The organism is Solibacillus sp. FSL H8-0538, from assembly GCF_038003525.1.
Taxonomy (GTDB): domain Bacteria; phylum Bacillota; class Bacilli; order Bacillales_A; family Planococcaceae; genus JBBOPI01.
Map to the genome: position 1 here is coordinate 1,209,830 of NZ_JBBOPI010000001.1, position 21,626 is coordinate 1,231,455.

Consider the following 21,626-nt stretch of genomic DNA (forward strand, 5'->3'; position numbering starts at 1 on the left):
TTTTTTATGGTTAAGGACATCAACTCGCCCAAAATAGGACAAGTTGATGTCTTTACTTATGTGGATGGGAAAGTTATGCTTTCGCATCCACTAATTAAACGATGACGATCATTCTTTGTTTTTTACTTTTGGGACAGCCACTTTTGGAATTTCATGCTAAACTGACTATAACAATTTAGTAGGAAACGAGGCGGTATCGATGAATCAATATACAGACCCGATTGCGGATTATATCCATTTTATAAGAGTAGAACGGCAGCTATCAGATAATACGCTACAATCGTATAAAAGAGATTTACAAAGCTATGCGGCTCATTTAGAACAAGTACAGCAGCTTGAATCCTTTAATGAGGTGACGAGGAATCATATTTTACTGCATTTAGAAAGCCTGCGCGCACAAGGGAAATCGGCTCGGACAACTGCTCGCCATATTTCGTCTATTCGTTCGTTTCATCAGTTTTTACTGCGTGAGAAGGTGACAGAAACAGATCCAACAGTGCATCTTGAAATGCCTGCTAGAGAACAAAAACTCCCAAAAGTGTTATCTGTTGAGGAGATTGATGCGCTAATTGCTGCACCGAACCTTGCTAAACCACAAGGCGTACGCGATGTAGCATTACTCGAACTGCTTTACGGCTCAGGTATGCGCATTAGTGAATTAGTCGAGCTGAATTTAGAAGATGTACATATGACGATGGGCTTTGTGCGTGTTTTTGGTAAGGGTGGTAAGGAGCGAATTGTTCCACTCGGACGAGGTGCACTTGGAGCATGCGAGAACTACTTAACGAAAGCGCGTCCCGTATTACAAGGTAATTATCCAAAGAGTGAAGCGTTTTTTATCAATCAAAGAGGGAAACGTTTTACTAGACAAGGGTGCTGGAAGCTTTTAAAGGAGCATGCAGCGACTGCCAATATTCAAAAAGAGATTACACCGCACGTACTGCGACACTCGTTTGCGACGCATTTAATCGAAAACGGAGCCGATTTGCGAGCAGTGCAGGAACTACTTGGGCATGCCGATATTTCTACGACGCAAATCTATACACATATTAGTAAAACACGTCTTTCTGAAGTATATAAACAGTTCCATCCGCGGGCATAATAGGCGTCATAAGAAAAATCTTTCATAAAGTAGCCAACAATGACAATAGTCAGTAAATACAGTCGGATGTCTGACCTTTATTTCTCCGGAATTTTTGGTAAAATAGATGATATGAAAGAGGAGTGAAATATAACTATGAAACCATTTAAAAAAATTCACGTTATCGTAATGGACTCAGTAGGCATTGGTGAAGCACCAGATGCCGATAAGTTTGGGGATGTTGGTGCACATACATTAGGCCATATCGCTGAAAAAATGAATGGCTTAAAGATGCCGACAATGAGTAGCCTCGGATTATCTAATATTCACGAGCTCCCAGGTATTGAGAAAGCGCATACACCGAAAGGCTTTTACGGCATGATGCAAGAAGCGTCTGTCGGCAAAGATACGATGACTGGTCACTGGGAGATTATGGGCTTACATATCGACAAGCCGTTTAAAGTGTATCCAGAAGGCTTTCCGGCTGAATTAATTGCGGAGCTTGAGAAACGTACTGGACGTAAGGTTTTATGCAACTTACCCTATAGTGGGACAGCAGTGATTGATGATTTCGGACCAGAGCATATGGAAACAGGTGCGATTATCGTTTATACATCGGCAGATCCTGTATTACAAATTGCTGCACATGAAGAAATTGTACCATTAGAAGAACTTTATAAAATTTGTGAGATTGCACGTGAATTAACGCTAGATCCTGAATATTTAGTTGGCCGTATTATTGCGCGTCCGTTTATCGGCACTCCAGGCAACTTTACTCGTACACCTAATCGTCATGATTATGCATTAACTCCATTTGGCCGTACGACAATGGCTGAAATGAAGGATGCCGGCTTCGATGTTATTGCAATCGGTAAAATTTCGGACATCTTCAATAATGATGGTGTTACAGAATCAATCCGTACAAAAAGCAATTCAGACGGCATGGATAAAATAAATGAAGTAGTAAAACGTGATTTTCACGGTCTGAGCTTCTTGAACTTAGTAGACTTTGATGCAAACTTCGGCCACCGCCGCGATCCAATCGGTTACGGTGAGGCACTAGAAGAGTTTGACCGCCGTTTACCTGAAGTGCTAGAAGCAATGGGTGAAGATGATTTAGTCATCATTACAGCAGACCACGGCAATGATCCCACATTCCCAGGAACAGATCATACGCGTGAATACGTGCCATTAATCGTCTATTCTCCACGCTTTACTAAAGGTACTGAAATCCCACTTCGCAATACATTTGCGGATATTGCAGCAACGGTGGCGGAAAACTTTAGTGTAAAAGCACCTCAATTTGGAACGAGCTTTTTAAGTGATTTGAAATAAGGGGGACCATCATATGAGAATGGTTGATATTATTGAAAAAAAACGAAACGGCGGAGAGCTTTCTAAAGAGGAAATTCGCTTTTTTGTAAACGGTTATACAGATGGGCAGGTTCCAGATTATCAAGCAAGTGCACTATGTATGGCAATTTACTTTCAAGATATGAATGACCGCGAGCGCGCAGACTTAACGATGGCTATGGTTGAATCAGGCGATCAAATCGACCTATCAAGCATTGAAGGAATCAAAGTGGATAAACACTCAACAGGCGGTGTAGGGGATACGACAACATTACCTCTTGCAGCTATGGTAGCAGCAGTAGGGGTTCCGGTTGCCAAAATGTCTGGTCGCGGCCTAGGTCATACAGGTGGGACAATAGACAAACTAGAAGCAATAAAAGGTTTTCACGTGGAGCTTACAAGCGAGCAGTTCGCGAAGCAAGTAAACGATCTTAAAATGGCGGTTATCGGCCAAAGCGGTAACTTAACCCCTGCAGATAAAAAGCTCTATGCATTACGTGATGTAACAGGGACTGTATCAAGTATTCCGTTAATCGCAAGCTCAATTATGAGTAAAAAAATTGCAGCTGGTGCAGATGCCATTGTACTTGATGTAAAAACGGGCGACGGTGCATTTATGAAAACCGTAGAAGATTCCAAACTACTTGCTGAAGCAATGGTGAAAATCGGGAATAATGTTGGTCGTAACACGATGGCGATTATTTCAGATATGAGCCAGCCATTAGGGTATGCAATTGGTAATGCGCTTGAAGTGCAAGAAGCAATTGATACATTAAAAGGTCATGGCCCAGCTGACTTAAACGAGCTTTGCTACACACTTGGTTCACAAATGGTTGTACTTGGCGGCAAGGCAGCGACAATTGAAGAAGCACGTACGATGCTTGAAGAAGTTGTAGCAAATGGTGCGGCACTTGAAGTACTGAAAAAATTTATTACAGCTCAGGGCGGCGACGCATCTGTTGTCGATGATCCATCCCGTTTACCACAAGCAAAATTCCAAATTGACGTACCTGCGAAAGAGGCAGGCTATGTTTCTAAAATCGAAGCAGATGATATCGGTACTGCAGCAATGCTTCTTGGCGCTGGCCGTGCAACAAAGGATTCTGAAATTGATCTAGCAGTTGGGTTAGTACTGCGCAAAAAAGTAGGCGATTCAGTAGCTAAAGGAGAATCATTAGTGACGATTTATGCGAATAGTGAAGACATCGGTGAAGTGATCGAAAAAATTTACGCGCATATTCATCTTTCACCTGAACAAGTTACCGCTCCTAAATTAATTGAAGCGATTATTACTAAATAATAGTTAGAAAGCTGTGCCAAAGTGAATTTCACTATGGGCACAGCTTTTTTTAGTGGATAAGAAAGCATAACTTTCACATCCACATCAGTAGGGACATTAACCCACCCTCTTTTGGGCAAGTTGTGTCTTTCTAAATTCTATCATTTCTTACTATTAAATTCATTAAAATATGGTAGAATATGAGTAATATTAGTTCAAAAATGTTCATATTTTCTATTTTTGGGTGTTTACCAAAACATGTGCTTTACTTTAAAAGAAAGTGTACAACTTTATAAGCACATGGAACGGAAGGCGGCGACTCCTGTGGGAAAAGCGTGAGCCTTGAGACCCCGCACGAAGCGAAGCGGAGGAGGAGGCTCAAGCCACGCCCGCGGAAAGCGACCGCCTGGAGTGGAATGTGCTGTCAAGTACATATTTTGGTGTAGAGCCCTATTTTTAGTAATATAAAAATTTAAGGTGAAGAAGGGGTTGTATGTCTCGTATTTGGACGGGAAGGTTTCAAGGCTATTCGTTTAATCATTTTAAAAAGGATTTATTATCGGGCATAATCGTTGGGATTGTAGCTGTCCCACTAGCAATGTCATTTGCTATTGCATCTGGTGTTAAGCCTGAATACGGCATTTACACGGCAATTATAGCAGGGCTTTTAATTTCGCTACTCGGCGGCTCGAAATATCAAATTGGTGGCCCAACTGGAGCTTTTGTACCAGTATTACTTGGTATAGTGCTAGTTTATGGCTACGAGAACTTACTGATTGCAGGTGTTATGGCTGGAACGATGCTCGTGCTAATGGGGATATTTAAGCTTGGGACGCTCATTAAATTCATCCCTAGACCTGTTACAGTTGGCTTTACAGCAGGGATTGCCGTTACTATTTTTGCTGGACAGGTTGGAAACTTTCTTGGATTAACTGGGATGAAGCAACATGAAAAGTTCCATGAAAATATTTTAGAAATTGTTTCTCATCTAAATACCGTAAATATTTTTAGCATCGTTGTGGCGGTGATTAGCTTAGTGACCATATTATTAACGCCGCGTGTGTTACCAAAAGTGCCAGGTGCACTTGTTGGTATTATTCTTTCGGCGATGGTAACAATCCTATTTTTACCGGGACAAGTGGCTACAATTGGCTCTACATATGGCACCATTCCGAATACTTTGCCGCAATTTTCCATTCCGGAAATTACATTTGAACGCCTTTATTTACTGTTAGGTCCGGCATTCGTTATTGCCATGCTTGGTGGGATTGAATCACTACTTTCTGCTGTTGTTGCCGATGGAATGACGAATAGTAAGCATAATAGTAATCGTGAATTGATCGGTCAAGGGATTGCTAATATCGTAACACCATTTTTCGGAGGAATTCCGGCGACAGGTGCAATTGCCCGCACAGCTACAAATATTAAGACGGGTGCTACTTCGCCGATGTCTGGTGTTATTCACGCCATCTTTGTTTTGTTGACGCTCTTAGTTCTTGCGCCATATGCCGTTCATATTCCACTTGCAAGCTTAGCACCTGTTCTTATGATTGTTGCGTGGAATATGAGTGAGCGCCATCATTTTTCACATATCCTAAAATTAAAGTCAGGGGATTCACTCGTCCTTGTTATTACGTTTTTATTAACAGTATTTACGAGCTTAACATTTGCGGTACAGGTTGGACTCATGCTAGCGGTGGTCTTATTTGCGAAGCGTATGAGTGAAGTGCTTGTCGTGACAAAGGTGCTTCCTGATTTAGAAACGACAGAAGGAAAGCTACTTGCCGACATGGTGTCAGATACTCATGATTGTCCCCAAATAAGCGTCTATACGATTGAAGGACCGTTATTCTTCGGTGCGGCCCAAACATTTGAGCAGTCGATTTTAAATACAATTCATTATCATCCAAGGGTACTTATTTTGCGAATGAGCAAGGTACCGTTCATTGATACGACCGGTGAAGAGTATTTCCGAAATATTGTCCGAAATTTTACAGAACAAGGTGGAAAGGTCCTTGTAACAGGGGTACAATCCAGTTTAAAACAGATGCTTGATGCGAATGGGTTAACAGAGGAAATTGGTCAGGAAAACTTTTATACGCAAACAGGCGATGCTATTACTGGAGCAATCGAATGCATCAACCACAAATCATGTAACAGCTGTAAACATTTTGTGTTTCGTGAATGCCAGCAGTTATCTCAAAATAAAGCACGGAGTCTTAAGGGAAAAATCTATTTATGAAACGGAAGCACACGCCCCAGTGTTCATACCTAACAAAATAATATTTTTCGCCGAATAAGGTGTGACTAAATTTGTCACGCCTTATTTTTTTATGTTTAAAAACAGGGCGGATTTTCCATACTGCAAGTAACTTCTAGTGTGTCACTTCTGCACTACTATTAGCGAATCAGTTCTAGTTTTGTCATTCAGAAAGGAAAGCTCCTATTCATGTGGAATAGCGAAACAAGAGGGGGCGAGAAAATGAAGTTTGATATCACAATGTATCCAAATGAAATTGCGGTCATTCGGTTATTTGGTGAGCTGGATCATCATGAAACTGAAAAAGTACGCGCACATATTTCAAAAACTATTTTGCAAGGCAATGTGAAAACAATTATTTGGAATCTAGAGCATTTGCATTTTATGGATAGTTCCGGCATCGGGCTAATTTTAGGAAGAATACGTGAGTTAAGGGCGGTAGATGGACATACAGTTTTACTCAATCCATCGCCTACTATGCAAAAGATTTTTCAGTTTTCCGGACTCGGTGCATACACAATGAACGGACTGGAACAGACAGCGATTATGCAGGCAAGGGGGATTGTCAATGGATAACGAAATGACACTGACGTTTTTGGCGCGCAGTGAAAATGAAGGCCTTGCGCGGATGGCTGTTACAAGCTTTGTCGCACAGTTGGATCCGACAATCGATGAACTATCAGAATGTAAAACAATCATCTCAGAGGCAGTTTCTAATGCAATTATTCATGGCTATGCAGGAAATCCAAATGGCGTTATTACAGTACATGCAGTGCGAGATTTTGACGTCATTAGTGTGGCGATTAAAGACGAGGGTTGCGGCATTGCGGATATTGAACAAGCAAAAGAGCCGTTGTTTACAACAAAATCTGAAATTGAACGGTCTGGCATGGGCTTTACTATTATGGAAAGCTTTTCGGATCATCTGCAAGTAGAGTCGGTCATCGGGGAAGGAACGGTCATAACTTTTACGAAGCAAATTTCTTCTGTCCGTACACTCGTAACGTAAAGACATAGGGGGATGAGGACAATCGAACAGCCGTCTGAAACGTTGTTGACACAGGATGAAATGCGGATGCTCATTGCGCATTCGCAAGCTGGTGATAAAGAGGCGAGAAAACGGATGATTGAGGGCAATACGAGGCTTGTGTGGTCTATTGTACAACGCTTTGCCTCGCGTGGTGTAGAGTTGGAGGATTTATTTCAAATCGGCTGCATCGGCTTAATGAAATCCATCGATAAGTTTGATCTTTCCTATGAGGTGAAATTTTCAACGTATGCGGTGCCGATGATTATTGGAGAAATCCAGCGTTTTCTCCGCGACGATGGCATGGTCAAGGTTAGCCGTTCTATTCGGGAGCTAAATTTCAAAATTCGGCATGCTACCGATGACTATATGAAAACGCATGAAAAGCCGCCGTCGATAATGGAACTCGCAAATCTACTCGGTGTTTCGCATGAGGATATTTTAATGGCGGCCGACGCTATGCGGGATCCCGCTTCGCTTCATGAGCAACTATTTGAAAATGATGGCGATTCTATTACGCTCATGGATCAAATGAAGGATGAAAAATCTGAATTACCGTTTGACTATATACCATTGAAGGAGGTGTTAAAAAAGCTCGGGAAGCGCGAGCAATCAATTATTTATTTCCGCTACTTTTTAGATTTAACACAAACGGAAATCGCCGACAGACTAGGTATTTCACAAGTACAAGTTTCAAGGCTTGAGAAGAAAATATTAGCGCAACTTAAAGTCTGGATGGAAGCTAATGCAACTAGAACAACAAAGACGGTGAATAAATGACAAATCAGCTTTTCAGTTCCGTAGAAGAAGCAGAGCAATTTTTAAGTTCCAAGTTTGGTAATGGCGATTCATTTGATGTTTGCATTAAGCGGATCTTTATTAGAAATATGGATACGCTTATTGTTTATATTAGTGGCCTTGTGAACGGCGATAGCATTACTGAAATACTCTCAGATTTGCAATTTGTAGCGGAAGAGGAAATAGAAGACGATAAAGAGTATTTTCATGAACATTTCAATTATTACGGGACGGATGAAGCGCCTACAATTGATGAATTTTTGCTCGGTATATTAAGTGGACGAGTAGGATTTGTAACAGCACATGGTTACTGCTATTTAGCAGAATTCCGGAATTATCCTGGACGTAATCCAGAAGAGCCTGATAATGAAAAAGTTATTCGTGGTTCACGGGACGGCTTTGCTGAAAATATTATTCAAAATGTAGCGCTGATTCGACGTCGTATTCGGAGTACTGAGTTGCGTTTTAATATGCACAAAATTTCCACGCTTGGTCAGACAGATGTGAGCATTTCGTATATGAACAATCTGGTCAATGAAGAACATTTAAAGTGGATTCAAGACCGATTTAAGTTGATCAAACATGACGGACTCACTATGGCGGACAAGTCACTAGAGGAATGGTTATTTAAGCAAAGATTTCATCCGATGCCATTTGTTCGCTATTCAGAGCGCCCAGATATTGTAGCGGCGCACTTATTAGAAGGGCATATTGCGATAGTTGTTGATACGTCTCCGTCCGTTATGCTTATGCCGGTGACAATGTTTCACTTACTACAGCACGCGGAGGAATATCGGCAGGCTCCGGTCATTGGCTCGATTATGCGGTTACTACGTTATGTAGCTGTAATTCTAAGCCTTGTTTTATTGCCGCTGTGGTATTTATTTGCCACACATGAACAATTTTTACCGGACAAACTTTCCTTTTTAGGGGTAGCAGAACCGAGTGAGGTACCGCTCTTTTTACAATTGCTAATTGCTGATATTGGGCTCGAATACTTACGGATTGCGGCCATTCATACACCTACACCACTGTCGACCGCCATGGGGTTAGTTGCGGGTGTTATTATCGGACAAATCGCTATTGAGGTCGGGTTATTTTCAGGTGAGGTCGTATTGTATACAGCGATTGCAGCAATCTTCACGTTTGCTATTCCGAATTATGAACTCAGTATTTCAGTAAAAGTGTTTCGGATACTACTTCTTAGTGCAACGGCAATTGCAGGAGCAAACGGTTTTTTCATCGCCATTTTTATTATTTTTTCTTATTTATGTTCATTAAAGCCGATGAGGGTGCCGTATATGTGGCCGCTCGTTCCATTTTTCCCAAAGGCTTTCCTGCGCGTATTTATTCGTTTCCCAATGTCGGATGACGCACCGAGACCGTATATTGTGGGGGCAAAACAGCGGAAACGGTCATGAACGCACATTGCACGAGACTCTCTCCTATGTTAAAGTTCAACATATGATATTTTGTGACTTTTAAGAAAATTAGCGTGTACATGCTAATGTGGACAAAGGAGAGAGAACTATGCATTTTTACGGAACGCAGGGCATTAATGAAAACGGACATTTAACAATTGGTGCAGTGGATACGACTGAGCTTGCAGAAACGTACGGGACACCTTTATTCGTGTACGATACCGCATTAATTCGCAAGCGTGCGCGTGGATTCATCGATACATTTAAACAGTTAGGTGTAACAGCGCAAGTTGCTTACGCATCAAAAGCATTTGCTTGTGTAGCCGTGTATCAGCTAGTAGCAGAGGAAGATTTATCACTGGATGTTGTATCTGGAGGCGAGCTTTATACAGCACTTAAATCTGGATTCCCGGCGGAGCGCATTCATTTCCACGGGAATAATAAATCGGTTTTGGAGTTAGAGCTTGCATTTGATTCGAAAATTGGCTGTATTGTAGTCGATAACTTCTATGAAATTGGACTACTAAAAGACATTTCTGAAGCAAAACAACAACCTATGAATATATTATTACGCGTTACACCAGGCGTTGAAGCGCATACACATGATTTCATTACAACAGGTCAAGCTGATTCAAAATTCGGCTTTGATTTAAATAACGGTCAGGCAGATGAAGCATTTGCGCAAGTGAATGGTCATGAATACTTACAACTTTTAGGCTTACATTGCCATATTGGCTCTCAGATCTTTGAAACGGACGGCTTTAGTTTAGCGGCGGGTAAAGTGATGCAAAAAATGGGTGCTTGGAAAGAGGCGCACAACTTTGAATGTACCGTATTAAATTTAGGTGGTGGCTTCGGTATTCGTTATACAGAAGAGGACAAACCACTTGAGCCTCATGAGTATGTGGCAGAGATGATAAAAACTGTACAAGAAGAGGCACGTGCGTTAAAATTAGCAATGCCGGAGATTTGGATCGAACCAGGTCGTTCTTTAGTTGGGGATGCAGGTACATCTTTATACACAATTGGTTCACAAAAAACCGTTCCTGGTGTACGTGAGTATATTGCAGTTGATGGTGGTATGAGCGATAATATTCGTCCAGCACTATACGATGCAAAATATGAGGCGGTCATTGCAAATAAAGCAAATGACGACAAAAAAAGTACATACACTGTAGCAGGAAAGCTATGTGAGTCAGGTGATAAGTTAATTATTGATGCACCGTTACAACAAGTAAGCCCCGGTGATATTTTAGCGATGTTCTGTACCGGAGCATACGGTTATTCAATGGCGTCTAACTACAATCGTGTACCTAGACCAGCTGTTGTGTTTGCTGAAGCTGGCGTGCATCAGCTAGTAATTAAACGTGAAAGCTATGAAGATATCGTTGTCAATGATCTCCCGTTAACATTAAAAAAGGGTGAGTAAGCTTTGAAAATTTCAAAATGGATGTTATTAGTATTTATTTTAGTATTTTGCGCATTTTGGGCAATTTTATATCTATTTTGGATCATTCCAACGTTTATAGCGTAAATTCATGTAAATTTGTTTTATTGCAATATCTATTTTTGTAATGATAGGTATGCAATGATTAAAAATGAGGGAATGTTATATAATGTTAGTACGATATAAAAAAGTGCTTGAAAAGATTGCAATGGGTTTAATTTCATTAATGCCGCAAGAAAAAGATTTAAAGAGATTAATGGAAACCATCCAACAATACGAGCAAGAAGATAATTGGGTTTTATATTTATGGAAAAAGGATGAGGAGTATGTTGGGATTGTTGGCGTACTTGCAGATGATGCAAATGCGACGATTCAGCATATTACCGTCATACCGTCATACCGTGGGGAAGGTGTAGCAATTGAAATGCTACAAGAGCTACGTGAGCTTGGCTACAAAGTTATTAAGCCAAATGAAGAAACAGAGCCTTTCATCCAAAAATGTATACCAATCTTAAAAGAAGCTGACTAATGTCGGCTTCTTTTTTGTGGATAAGAAAGGGAATTTTCTTGCCCTATTTTGGGCCGAGCTGCGTTTTTCTTAATTTTTCGGCACGGGCTTCAAGAATATCTGAGCGGTCGCGTAGCATATGTTTATTGAAAAGAAAGGCAGGATCTTGTTCGGGTTGCTTAGCAATTTGTTCGCACACCAAAGTTTGCAATGTAGTATTTGTCAGCGTAAGCTGAAATGGTTCAAACGGTCTATTTTGTGTAATACAGTATAGTGTCGCGTCTACATCTAGCATTAGTTTACTTGTATCTACATAATCAAAAAATTTCGAGCCCTTATTTGCTTCAAAATTTACTTTTGCCTTTAGTAAGATGCGCTGAGCACCAATGGTATTGCCACGTCGCAAATGGTACATCCCTGTTGCTAGTTGCACATAGCCAACGAGTGGGTGATCCTTAACGCCAGGCGCAATTTCCTTCCAGTATTCCTCCAACACTTCATGGCATTCAAAATAATCTTCATTGCCATTGAAATATGTACAATAATCAACAAATAGATGATGAAACAATGGATGCATTCTTATCACCTTTCCTCTATACTGAATTTGTTAATAACAGTCAGGTTGTCAGACAAAACGTATTGTTTCGGCTGAAAAACGTGTTATGATTATTTTTCGACTAGAAATGACAGGTGGTACCAATATGTCCTATGAAGTAAAGTTAGACGCCTTTTCAGGGCCTCTTGATTTATTATTACACTTAATTCATCGCTTGGAAATTGATATTTATGATATTCCGATGGCTGAGTTAACATCGCAATATATCGATCATATCCATGCAATGCAAACGCTTGAACTAAACGAAGCAAGCGAATATTTAGTAATGGCTGCAACACTCCTAGCAATAAAAAGCCGTATGTTGCTACCGATACATGAAGGTGAAATTGATGAATCAGAGCTTGAAGTAGACGGGCCTGACCCTCGTGAGGAGCTCGTTACGCGCCTTATTGAATATAAAAAATATAAAGAAGCGGCGTCAGAATTACAAGTATTAGAAACAGAGCGTGCGCAAGTTTATACGAAACCGCCCTCTGATTTATCAGAGTTTATGCCAGAAGAGCAACTTGTTCTTTTTGATGCGAATGTTAATGTGTACGATATGTTAAGTGCCTTCCAAAAGCTCATGCGCCGTAAGCAGTTAAAAAAACCATTACATACGCGTGTGGCAAGACAAGAAATCTCGGTGAAAGAACAAATGCGCGTTGTTGTTGATGTATTAAAGAACCGTGGTGGAAGGGCTATGTTTTCAGAGCTATTCCCATATGATGATAAAGCAACACTAGTTGTGACTTTTTTAACCTTGCTTGAATTAATGAAACGCCAAGTCGTTTTTGTAGAACAGCAACATAACTTCGATGATCTCACTGTACTTTTACAAAAGGAGGATATTGGCGATGAACTCGAACAATTTGATGAGCAAAATTGAGGCACTACTTTTCGTCGTAGGAGACGAGGGGATGTCCGTAAAACAATTAGCGCAGTATTTAGAAGTAGAACCAATGGATATTGAAGCGGGACTTAGTGAATTGCAAACGCAATATGAGGAATCAGAAGTGCGCGGCATTACATTAAAACAGCTTGCTGGATCGTATCAAATAACAACGAAGCCTGCTTTAGCTGACGCTATTAAAAAGCTTGTTGAAAACCCAACGAATCAAGTATTAACGGCTGCCTCACTAGAGGTATTGGCCATTATTGCATATAAACAGCCGATTACACGTGCTGAGGTTGAGGATTTACGCGGCGTAAAAAGTGAACGTCCGATTGCGACACTTGTCTCGCGTGCATTAGTGCAGGAAGTAGGGCGAGCAGAAGGAACTGGACGTGCCATTTTATATGGTACAACAAAGGAATTTTTAAATTACTTTGGCTTAAAAAGTCTGCAGGAGCTACCCCCGTTGCCGGATGCAGCACAAGCTGAGGAAGAGCAAGAAACGGATTTATTTTTAACGAAGTTTCAAGAAACTTTTAACCAAAACTAAAGGAGTGGCTCGTTGAAAAAGTGGGCAATGGTGCTCGTATTATTTGCTAGCCTTGTGTTGCATGGATTACCAATTCAGGCTGCCGGCAGTGGGTACGCCGTGATTGATGCGCAAACAGGACGCCTACTTGAAGGGGTGAATCCGCATGCACAGCTGCCCATCGCAAGTTTAACGAAAATGTGGACGGCGCTTGTAGTAATTGAAAATAGTAGTGATCTTCAAGAAAAAGTTGTTATTTCACAGCAGGCTGTTGCGAGTGAGGGTTCGTCCATTTATTTGGAGGTAGGCGATGAGTGGACGATTGAGGAACTTTTATATGGCTTGTTACTTCGGTCTGGAAATGACGCTGCCTATGCGCTTGCTGAGCATGTTGGTGGCTCAAAAGAAGGCTTTGTCCATTTAATGAATGAAAAGGCCTTATTTTATGGATTAACAAATACAAACTTTGATAATCCTTCTGGGTTGCATGCTGAGACACACTTATCAAGTGCCTATGATACGGCGCGCATGCTACAAATTGCTATGAAAAATCCGGATTTTCGACGCATTGCCTCCACGAAAATTTATAAAGGGACCGTTGCATGGCAGAACAAGCATCGTTTGCTGCATAGTGACATTGGAGCGGTTGCTGGTAAAACAGGTTATACAAAAGTGGCAGGACGAACACTTGCTACTTATTTTGAACGGGAACAAAAAAAATTCGTTGTCGTCACAATAAATGAAGGCAATGATTGGAATGTTCACAAATCCTTAGCACAAAAGGTTGATAATGGATACGAAGTTGTGACACTTGCAAAAAAAGGGAATTATTCATTAAGTGGTGCAAAGGTTAAGCTGAATGAGCCGATCTCGCTGTTGCTGAAAAGAGAAGAAGTTAAGCAAATTCAGCATGTTGTCCATCTTTCAAGAAACGAGGCGTCAAATACAGCGATTTGGCATGTATTTCTACAAAACCGTGTAATTTTTTCGAAACGTGTGGAGAGAAAGTAAGACGGCTAACATAGCGGTCTTCTTTTTTTGCATGGAAAAAAATAGTGGATTATATCGTCGCACATGTCGAAATAAGTTATTTCCCTTTAATAATCAAGTAAAGTATGCAATAATTTTCAACAGAATAGGGCTAACAGGATGTTAGCCCGGTAACCGTTGCCACAGGACGTGGCGGTATTAGGTTATCCTCCCTGAAACAGGATGTTAGCCCGATAACCGTTGCCACACGACGTGGCGTTTTAGGTTAATTAATTTATGAAGTCTAGCTTTGTCGAATGCATGGGTTGCATGCGCAAAGCTGTCTATCAATCAATGAGGTGAGCTTATGGAAAGATTACAAAAGGTTATTGCATACGCTGGTGTTGCATCAAGACGTAAAGCAGAACAATTAATTGTCGAAGGTAAGGTTAAGGTTAACGGTAAAGTCGTGAAGGAGCTTGGTACAAAAGTAGCGGCATCTGATGAAATTGAGGTTGAAGGTGTAAAATTAGAGAAAGAAGATAAAGTGTACTTCTTACTTTATAAACCACGTGGCTATATTTCCGCTGTAACAGACGATAAGGGACGTAAAACAGTAACGGATATTTTCAAAAAGAAAGTGTACCAACGTATTTTCCCTGTAGGACGTCTAGATTATGATACGACGGGTTTATTGCTGTTGACGAATGATGGTGAATTTTCTTATCAGTTAACACATCCGAAATTTAAAATCGACAAAACGTATATTGCACGCGTAAAAGGAGTTCCTACGAAAGAGGGACTAATGAAATTACAAAGTGGGATTAAACTCGAAGATGGAAAAACAGCTCCAGCCAAAGTAAGTATGACTTCTTATGATGAAGCTGCGGGTAAAGCAATTTGTGAAATTACCATTCACGAAGGTAAAAACCGTCAAGTACGTCGTATGTTTGAAGCAATTGGCACACCAGTTGTGAAACTTAAACGTGAGCGTTTCGCCTTTTTAGACCTTGGTGGTTTAGTTCCTGGCGAATACCGCGAGTTAACAAAACATGAAGTAAAATTACTGCGCGTATTAGCCGAAACAGGTAAGTTGGATTAACACTAACCAATTAGTGGAAACGTTCATAAATCATTCGAATTAAACGAAAAAAGCATACGTTTTCTTTGCTATAATGGATAAAGATATAGCGTTTTTCGGGGGGAGGATTTAAGTACATGGATCATAAGAAAAAACGATCGATTACTCGCGGTATCATTTTAACCGTACTTATTTTAGCGATTGCCTATACAGTATTTACAACAGCCATGAAAGATGAAGTGGAAATACTAAAGATTGGCGCTGAGGCACCTGATTTTGCATTAGTCGATTTAAACGGCAACACACATCGCCTATCAGATTATGAAGGACAAGGCGTGTTTTTAAATTTCTGGGGAACTTGGTGTGAGCCTTGTGAAAAAGAAATGCCCGCAATGAATCGTCAGTATGCATCATTTAAAGATCAAGGTGTACAAGTATTAGCAGTGAATTTTGCACAGTCTGATTTCGAAGTACAAAAATATGTAGCAAATATGGGTTTAAACTTCCCGGTAGCTATTGATAAAACGAAAAGTGTATTTACGGCTTATAATATTAACCCATTGCCAACAACAATTTTAATTAATCCAGAAGGTAAAGTGGAAAAAATTATTACGGGCGAAATGAGTGAGGCGCAAATTTCCTCGTTCATGGAGTCAATTAAGCCGGAATAGGAGTTTTACATGATGAAAAAAATCATTTGCGAATGCGGTCATGAAAACCCAGTAGGCACAAAGCTATGTGCGAAATGTGGACGTCCTTTAACAGAAGAGGAAAAAGGGAAGAAACTCGTAGATATGCGCTATGACGGGATTGCCATCCGCTCAAAAACCTATAATAAATCAATTATCGACAAAGTATGGAACTTCTTCTCAAGTGTTAAAGTTGGGATTGCGCTTATTTTAATCAACTTAATTGCAGCATCTATCGGTACGATTTTACCGCAAGAATTTTATGTTAGCGTGTCTTCAGAAACTGAAAAAGCTGCTTATTATGAAGACATATACGGCTCGTTTGGTAAATTATATTATGAGCTAGGCTTATCCAATTTATATACTTCATGGTGGTTCCAAATTTTAGTTGGGATGCTCGGTATTTCAATTATTATCGCTAGTTTAGACCGTGGAATTCCATTACACAAGTCGTTGAAAAACCAACGTGTAAAACGTCACGTGAGCTTTATGAAGCGTCAACGTGTTGTTGCGGAAGGTCCGGTAACAGTTGAGGGTGAAGATACGCTTTCACTCGTTGAACAAAAGATGAAGGCTTTAAAATACAATGTGCGCCGTGAAGATAAGGCGCTTTTAGCAGAACGTGGTCGCTTTGCCCGTTACGGTCCGTACATAAACCATGTTGGCTTAATCGTCTTTTTACTAGGTATTATGCTACGTCTACTTCCAGGGTTTTATATAGACGAATCAATGTGGCTTCGCGAAGGTGAAACCCGTGCAATTCCTGGGATGGAAGGCTATTTCTTGGAAAGCGAAAAATTTATACTAGACACATATGATAATGATCCACAAGGTGAGCAACTTAAACAAGGTGTGAACGTAGTTGCAAAAAACTTCCAAACGAACGTTTTGCTTTATAAACAAAAAGAGGGCGCAGTTGCAGGTCAAACAGATGACCTCGAGGAAGTAAAAGATTACGAAATCCGTGTAAACCACCCGTTAAAAGAAGACGGTTATGCAATTTATCAAATGGACTACCGTTTAAATGAGTTAAAGGCGATGATTTTCGAGTTAACGAATAAAGAGACAGGTGAGTCTTTAGGCCAAATTAATATCGATTTAACAAACCCGAAAGATGAGTATATTTTGGGCGACGAAACAAAAGTCCAACTAATGTCGTATTATCCAGATTTCTCTGGATTTGAAGAGGGCGTTCCACAAACAGCAACGGCTATACCAAATAATCCAGCATTTATTTTCAAAATGATTACACCGGACAAACCAAAAGGCGAAACAAGCTTTGTTGCGATTAAACAAACATTAGAGCCATCAGGTGAAAATGTTTATAAAATGAAGTTTGCTAATGTAGAAACACGTAGCATGTCAGGTTTAACTGTTCGTAAAGATAAAACTCTCTCTGTCTTAATTATTGGGGGGATTATATTTATGCTAGGTGTTGTAATCGGTTCCTATTGGAATCACCGTCGTATATGGGTGGAACAATTAGAGGACGGCACACTCCGTCTTGCTGCACATACAAATAAAAACTGGTTCAGTATTAAGAAAGATTTAGATTCAATAACTGAGTTTGCTCATCTACCTCAATATGTGGATCAAGCAGAAGTCGATACAGAAGAGAAAGAAACGAAAGGTGATAAAACCGTATGAGTTTGATTGATTTAAGCGGTAATTTACTATTTACTGCTTTCCTAGCATACTTAATTGCTACGCTATTATTTGGTGGAGCAATCAAAGGTTCACAAAATGATACTGCAGTAGCACGCGCTGAAAAATGGGGCAAGCTAGCAATTATCGTAACAATTATTGGGTTCTTAGCTCAACTAGGCTACTTTATTACCCGTTGGATTTACACAGGTCATGCACCTGTAAGTAATATGTTTGAATTTACGACAGCATTCGGCATGTTCATCGTACTATCATTCATTTTAATCTACTTTCTTTATCGTGTATCAGCACTTGGTGTTGTGGCGCTACCAATCGCGCTTTTAATTATTGCTTACGCATCAATGTTCCCGAGTGAAGTCAGCCCACTAGTGCCTTCACTACAAAGCCATTGGTTAACAATTCACGTGATTACTGCAGCACTTGGCCAATCTATTTTATCGATTAGTGCGGTTGCAGGGTTAATTTACTTGTTGAAAAATGTTGATTTAACGAAGAAATCAAAAGAACGTTTCTGGTTAGAAGCCGTAATGTTCTCCTTAGTATTAGTTGTAGGCTTTATTGTGTCATCCGTAACATTTAATGCGATGGGTTATGAGTCGAAATTTGATTACACAAATAAAGAAGGTATCGCAAGCGAAATTACGTATAACGTGCCAGCTATTTTTGGTATGAATGATTACGTTGTTTTATCTGAGGATAAAATGGCGCCATTAGCAGAAATGCCTGCATTAATTGATGCGCGTAAGCTTTCAACGGTTGTTTGGTCGATTATTTTCGGTACGATTATTTATGTTTTAGTCCGTCTCATAACACGACGTTCGATTTCTTCTATGATTCAGCCATTGTTAAAACGTGTGAATTCACAATTAATGGATGAAATTGGTTACCGCTCAGTGCTAATCGGTTTCCCGGTATTTACATTAGGCGCACTAATCTTCGCCATGATTTGGGCGCAAGTTGCGTGGAGCCGTTTCTGGGGCTGGGATCCAAAAGAAGTATGGGCACTGATTACATTTTTATTCTATGCAGCATACCTTCACTTACGCCTATCAAAAGGCTGGGAAGGTAAAAAGAGTGCTTGGCTAACAGTTATTGGTTTCGCTATTATTATGTTCAACTTAGTTGCAGTGAACTTAATTATTGCTGGTTTACACTCTTACGCATAACGAGTAGCGATATAATTTCAAGGCTATGTATAAGTAAAATTGTTGTTATAGAGGAATTGAATAATAGTAGTTAAAATTTATCACAACCGTGCCTAACATAAAGCGCGAAGACGAACCGTAGGAGACCACTACAGTGGGCTCATGCGGTTTGTGCGCTAGCACGGTTGGATAGCAAATAAAATATTAGAAGCGTTTAACTGCGCCAAATGCAAAAAGAAAGTTCTTCTCATTATTGGGTAGAGCTTTTCTTTTCATTTGGCGTACTAAATTGTACAATAGAGTAGAGAAATAGAGAACTCGAAAGGGGAAACACCAGTGTCTGAAAATATTTCTGTCCTAATTGTAGATGATGAAGACCGAATTCGTCGGTTATTGAAAATGTATTTAGAGCGTGAAGGCTATACGGTGGATGAAGCCGAAAATGGAGAAGAGGCAATTGAGAAGGCATTTGAAAATGACTATCATTGCATTCTTTTAGATATTATGATGCCTGAAAAGGATGGCCTCCAAGCATGTGGGGAAATTCGTGAAAAGAAAACAACACCAATTATTCTATTAACTGCAAAAGGTGAAGAAGCAAACCGCGTGCAGGGCTTTGAACTTGGAGCGGATGATTATATCGTGAAGCCGTTCAGCCCGCGTGAGGTAGTCCTACGTGTGAAGGCGATCTTAAGACGCTCTTCTGCGTTCTCACCAGTATCAAATCCGTCTTCTTCAAAAGATTTAGTCGTCTTCCCGCATTTAACAATTGATCATGATGCGCACCGTGTAACAGCGGATGCTACGGAAGTTAATTTAACACCAAAAGAATATGAACTGTTATACTTTTTAGCAAAATCACCAGATAAAGTGTTTGACCGTGAACAACTGTTAAAAGAAGTGTGGCATTATGATTTCTTCGGAGACCTGCGCACAGTCGATACACATGTAAAGCGTTTACGTGAAAAGTTGAACCGTGTTTCTGAAAATGCGGCAAAAATGATCGTAACTGTTTGGGGCGTTGGCTATAAATTTGAGGTCGTGAATGAATAGAATATGGAATAGTATTGTCGGGAAGCTATGGGTAACCATATTGCTTCTCGTTTCATTTGTACTTTTTGTATTTACGGTATTAATGTTAGAATTCCTTGAAAACTATCATAATCAGCAGGCAGAAAGCTCACTTCGTCAAACGGCTGCAACAATTGCGAGCATTGTTGATGACGAGCAAGTGAACAGTATCTCGATTGAAATAATTAAAGAAATACTGAATGAGCATACAAATGCATTAATAGCAGAAAATCCAAACAAAGTCGTTTATGCTGTGCAGGATGGCGTAAATAGCGAAAGCATCCAGCAAAGTATTTTAACGAATAAAGCATTTGAGGAAATTTACGCTTCAATGAAACCGATTAGCAAGGAGCTCATTTTACCGTCCAATACAGAAAAGGGTAAAATGGATTCCTATGTGGTTCTCGGATTCCCATTGAAAAGTGAAAATGAGATGCATGGAGCAGTTTTTATTTATCAAAATCCAGACGCTATCCATCAAACGAGTAGAGAAACGACGAAAATTGTGTTTTTATCTGCGACCATCGCCTTTATTTTAACGACGATTTTTGCATTTTTCCTCTCCTCTCGTATTACTTACCCACTGCGTAAAATGCGAGAGCATGCGTTTGAACTGGCAAAAGGGCGCTTTGATTCGAAATTACCCACGAAGCAAAACGATGAAATTGGTCAGCTAGCTGTAGCCTTTAACCAAATGGGCCGCCAGCTAAAACATCATTTAGAAGTAATTAATCAAGAAAAAGAGCAGCTATCAAGCATATTAACGTCAATGACGGATGCGGTTATTACCTTTAACCGAGATCGTACAATTTTAGTAAGCAATCCACCTGCTGATCGTTTATTGCAAAAGTGGTTTATTAGTAAAGGGTCACAAAGTGCAAAACCGATTCCACCAGAGCTTTATCATATGTTAGACCATGTTCTAGATTTTGAGGATAAGCTAGAAGAGGAACTGTCGATGGAAGGTTCCTATTATGGCATAACGTTTAGTCCGTTATATAGCGGCGAGGCCATTCGTGGTGCAGTTGCGGTCATCCGAGATAAAACCGAACAAAACCGTTTAGAGAAGTTGCGATCCGACTTTATCGCCAATGTTTCTCATGAGTTACGTACACCAATAGCAATGCTTCAGGGCTATTCCGAGGCGATTTTAGACGACGTCGTGACAAGTGACGAAGAGCGTAATGAGATGATTCGTATCATTTATGATGAATCGCAGCGTATGGGTCGATTAGTAACGGATTTATTAGATTTGGCACGCATGGAATCAGGGCATATGACCTTGTATAAAGAAAATGTACCAATGGTGTCTGTTGTAGAGCGCATGACGCACAAATTCGGTCAGGTAGCCAAGGAAAAACAAGTGAATTTACGTTTTGAAACGGAATTTACACCGACCGCGATGATTCATATTGACGAAGACCGCATTGAACAAGTATTAACAAATTTAATTGATAATGCACTCCGTCATACGCCAGAAGAGGGCTCCGTTACGGTATCTTTACTTAAAGAGCAAACGTATGCCAAAATACAAGTACGCGATACAGGTGTTGGAATTCCACAAGACGATCTGCCATATGTATTTGAACGTTTCTATAAAGCTGATAAAGCACGTACACGTTCAAAAGGAGGCACAGGTCTCGGCCTAGCCATTGCGCGCAATATTGTAGAGGCACATAAAGGAACTATAGCGGTTAATAGTGTTGAAAAAGAAGGAACTACCTTTACGTTCTACTTGCCAATATAAAAAAGGTGCTGCTACTATTTTTTTCGTAGCACACCTTTTTTAACATACATACGTTGAAACTTTTCG

General features: G+C 40.3%; 20 protein-coding genes. 19 read left to right on the top strand and 1 reads right to left on the bottom strand.

What is annotated here, in order from left to right:
* The first annotated feature begins 199 nt into the window (after positions 1-199).
* The 10 genes from xerD to MHH87_RS05610 all read left to right on the top strand — a co-directional run bounded on the left by xerD (position 200) and on the right by MHH87_RS05610 (position 11,195).
* Positions 200-1,102, top strand: a complete 903-nt coding sequence (gene xerD / locus MHH87_RS05565; RefSeq protein WP_340748337.1) for a site-specific tyrosine recombinase XerD — start codon at positions 200-202, stop codon at positions 1,100-1,102.
* A gap of 135 nt (positions 1,103-1,237) precedes the next feature.
* Positions 1,238-2,416 carry a phosphopentomutase gene (deoB, locus tag MHH87_RS05570; RefSeq protein WP_340748338.1) on the top strand — a complete coding sequence of 393 codons (1,179 nt, stop codon included), beginning with the start codon at positions 1,238-1,240 and terminating at the stop codon, positions 2,414-2,416.
* A 13-nt stretch (positions 2,417-2,429) separates the two neighbouring features.
* A complete protein-coding gene (locus tag MHH87_RS05575) occupies positions 2,430-3,734 on the top strand; it encodes a pyrimidine-nucleoside phosphorylase (RefSeq protein ID WP_340748339.1) in 1,305 nt (434 codons plus the stop codon).
* A gap of 472 nt (positions 3,735-4,206) precedes the next feature.
* Positions 4,207-5,955, top strand: coding sequence for a SulP family inorganic anion transporter (locus MHH87_RS05580; protein ID WP_340748340.1), 1,749 nt, complete (start codon positions 4,207-4,209; stop codon positions 5,953-5,955).
* 240 nt (positions 5,956-6,195) lie between these two features.
* Complete coding sequence (locus MHH87_RS05585) at positions 6,196-6,549, top strand: STAS domain-containing protein (protein WP_340748341.1); 354 nt, start codon at positions 6,196-6,198, stop codon at positions 6,547-6,549.
* Positions 6,542-6,982 carry an anti-sigma F factor gene (gene spoIIAB / locus MHH87_RS05590; RefSeq protein ID WP_340748342.1) on the top strand — a complete coding sequence of 147 codons (441 nt, stop codon included), beginning with the start codon at positions 6,542-6,544 and terminating at the stop codon, positions 6,980-6,982. The genes MHH87_RS05585 and spoIIAB overlap by 8 nt, the downstream gene beginning before the upstream one ends.
* Before the next feature lie 12 nt (positions 6,983-6,994).
* Positions 6,995-7,780 carry a SigF/SigG family RNA polymerase sporulation sigma factor gene (locus MHH87_RS05595; protein WP_340748343.1) on the top strand — a complete coding sequence of 262 codons (786 nt, stop codon included), beginning with the start codon at positions 6,995-6,997 and terminating at the stop codon, positions 7,778-7,780.
* Positions 7,777-9,219 carry a spore germination protein gene (locus tag MHH87_RS05600; protein WP_340748344.1) on the top strand — a complete coding sequence of 481 codons (1,443 nt, stop codon included), beginning with the start codon at positions 7,777-7,779 and terminating at the stop codon, positions 9,217-9,219. The genes MHH87_RS05595 and MHH87_RS05600 overlap by 4 nt, the downstream gene beginning before the upstream one ends.
* A 109-nt stretch (positions 9,220-9,328) precedes the next feature.
* Positions 9,329-10,648 (top strand): diaminopimelate decarboxylase, encoded by a 1,320-nt coding sequence (lysA, locus tag MHH87_RS05605; protein WP_340748345.1) that lies wholly within the window; start codon positions 9,329-9,331, stop codon positions 10,646-10,648.
* A gap of 187 nt (positions 10,649-10,835) precedes the next feature.
* A complete protein-coding gene (locus MHH87_RS05610) occupies positions 10,836-11,195 on the top strand; it encodes a GNAT family N-acetyltransferase (RefSeq protein ID WP_340748346.1) in 360 nt (119 codons plus the stop codon).
* Positions 11,196-11,238: 43 nt separating this feature from the next.
* Here MHH87_RS05610 and MHH87_RS05615 read toward each other — a convergent pair whose 3' ends face one another.
* Complete coding sequence (locus tag MHH87_RS05615; RefSeq protein WP_340748347.1) at positions 11,239-11,751, bottom strand: DUF309 domain-containing protein; 513 nt, start codon at positions 11,749-11,751, stop codon at positions 11,239-11,241.
* Between the two features lie 124 nt (positions 11,752-11,875).
* Here MHH87_RS05615 and MHH87_RS05620 point away from each other — a divergent pair, with 124 nt between their 5' ends.
* The 9 genes from MHH87_RS05620 to MHH87_RS05660 all read left to right on the top strand — a co-directional run bounded on the left by MHH87_RS05620 (position 11,876) and on the right by MHH87_RS05660 (position 21,560).
* Positions 11,876-12,658: a segregation/condensation protein A gene (locus MHH87_RS05620; RefSeq protein ID WP_340748348.1), complete on the top strand. Its 783-nt coding sequence runs from the start codon at positions 11,876-11,878 to the stop codon at positions 12,656-12,658.
* Positions 12,627-13,214, top strand: coding sequence for an SMC-Scp complex subunit ScpB (scpB, locus tag MHH87_RS05625; protein WP_340748349.1), 588 nt, complete (start codon positions 12,627-12,629; stop codon positions 13,212-13,214). The genes MHH87_RS05620 and scpB overlap by 32 nt, the downstream gene beginning before the upstream one ends.
* A gap of 12 nt (positions 13,215-13,226) precedes the next feature.
* A complete protein-coding gene (locus tag MHH87_RS05630) occupies positions 13,227-14,204 on the top strand; it encodes a D-alanyl-D-alanine carboxypeptidase family protein (protein ID WP_340748350.1) in 978 nt (325 codons plus the stop codon).
* 325 nt (positions 14,205-14,529) lie between these two features.
* Entirely contained in the window at positions 14,530-15,264 is a 735-nt protein-coding gene (locus MHH87_RS05635) for a pseudouridine synthase (protein ID WP_340748351.1), read from the top strand.
* A gap of 116 nt (positions 15,265-15,380) precedes the next feature.
* Entirely contained in the window at positions 15,381-15,914 is a 534-nt protein-coding gene (gene resA / locus MHH87_RS05640) for a thiol-disulfide oxidoreductase ResA (protein ID WP_340748352.1), read from the top strand.
* A 12-nt stretch (positions 15,915-15,926) separates the two neighbouring features.
* Positions 15,927-17,579: a cytochrome c biogenesis protein ResB gene (locus MHH87_RS05645; protein WP_340748353.1), complete on the top strand. Its 1,653-nt coding sequence runs from the start codon at positions 15,927-15,929 to the stop codon at positions 17,577-17,579.
* On the top strand, positions 17,576-18,763 hold the full coding sequence (gene ccsB, locus MHH87_RS05650) for a c-type cytochrome biogenesis protein CcsB (RefSeq protein ID WP_340748354.1): 1,188 nt from the start codon (positions 17,576-17,578) through the stop codon (positions 18,761-18,763). The genes MHH87_RS05645 and ccsB overlap by 4 nt, the downstream gene beginning before the upstream one ends.
* A gap of 315 nt (positions 18,764-19,078) precedes the next feature.
* The gene (locus MHH87_RS05655) at positions 19,079-19,795 is read left to right on the top strand and encodes a response regulator transcription factor (RefSeq protein ID WP_340748355.1); all 717 of its coding nucleotides are present in this window, start codon (positions 19,079-19,081) and stop codon (positions 19,793-19,795) included.
* Positions 19,788-21,560, top strand: a complete 1,773-nt coding sequence (locus MHH87_RS05660) for an ATP-binding protein (protein ID WP_340748356.1) — start codon at positions 19,788-19,790, stop codon at positions 21,558-21,560. Before MHH87_RS05655 ends, MHH87_RS05660 begins: the two co-directional genes overlap by 8 nt.
* Positions 21,561-21,626: the final 66 nt, after the last annotated feature.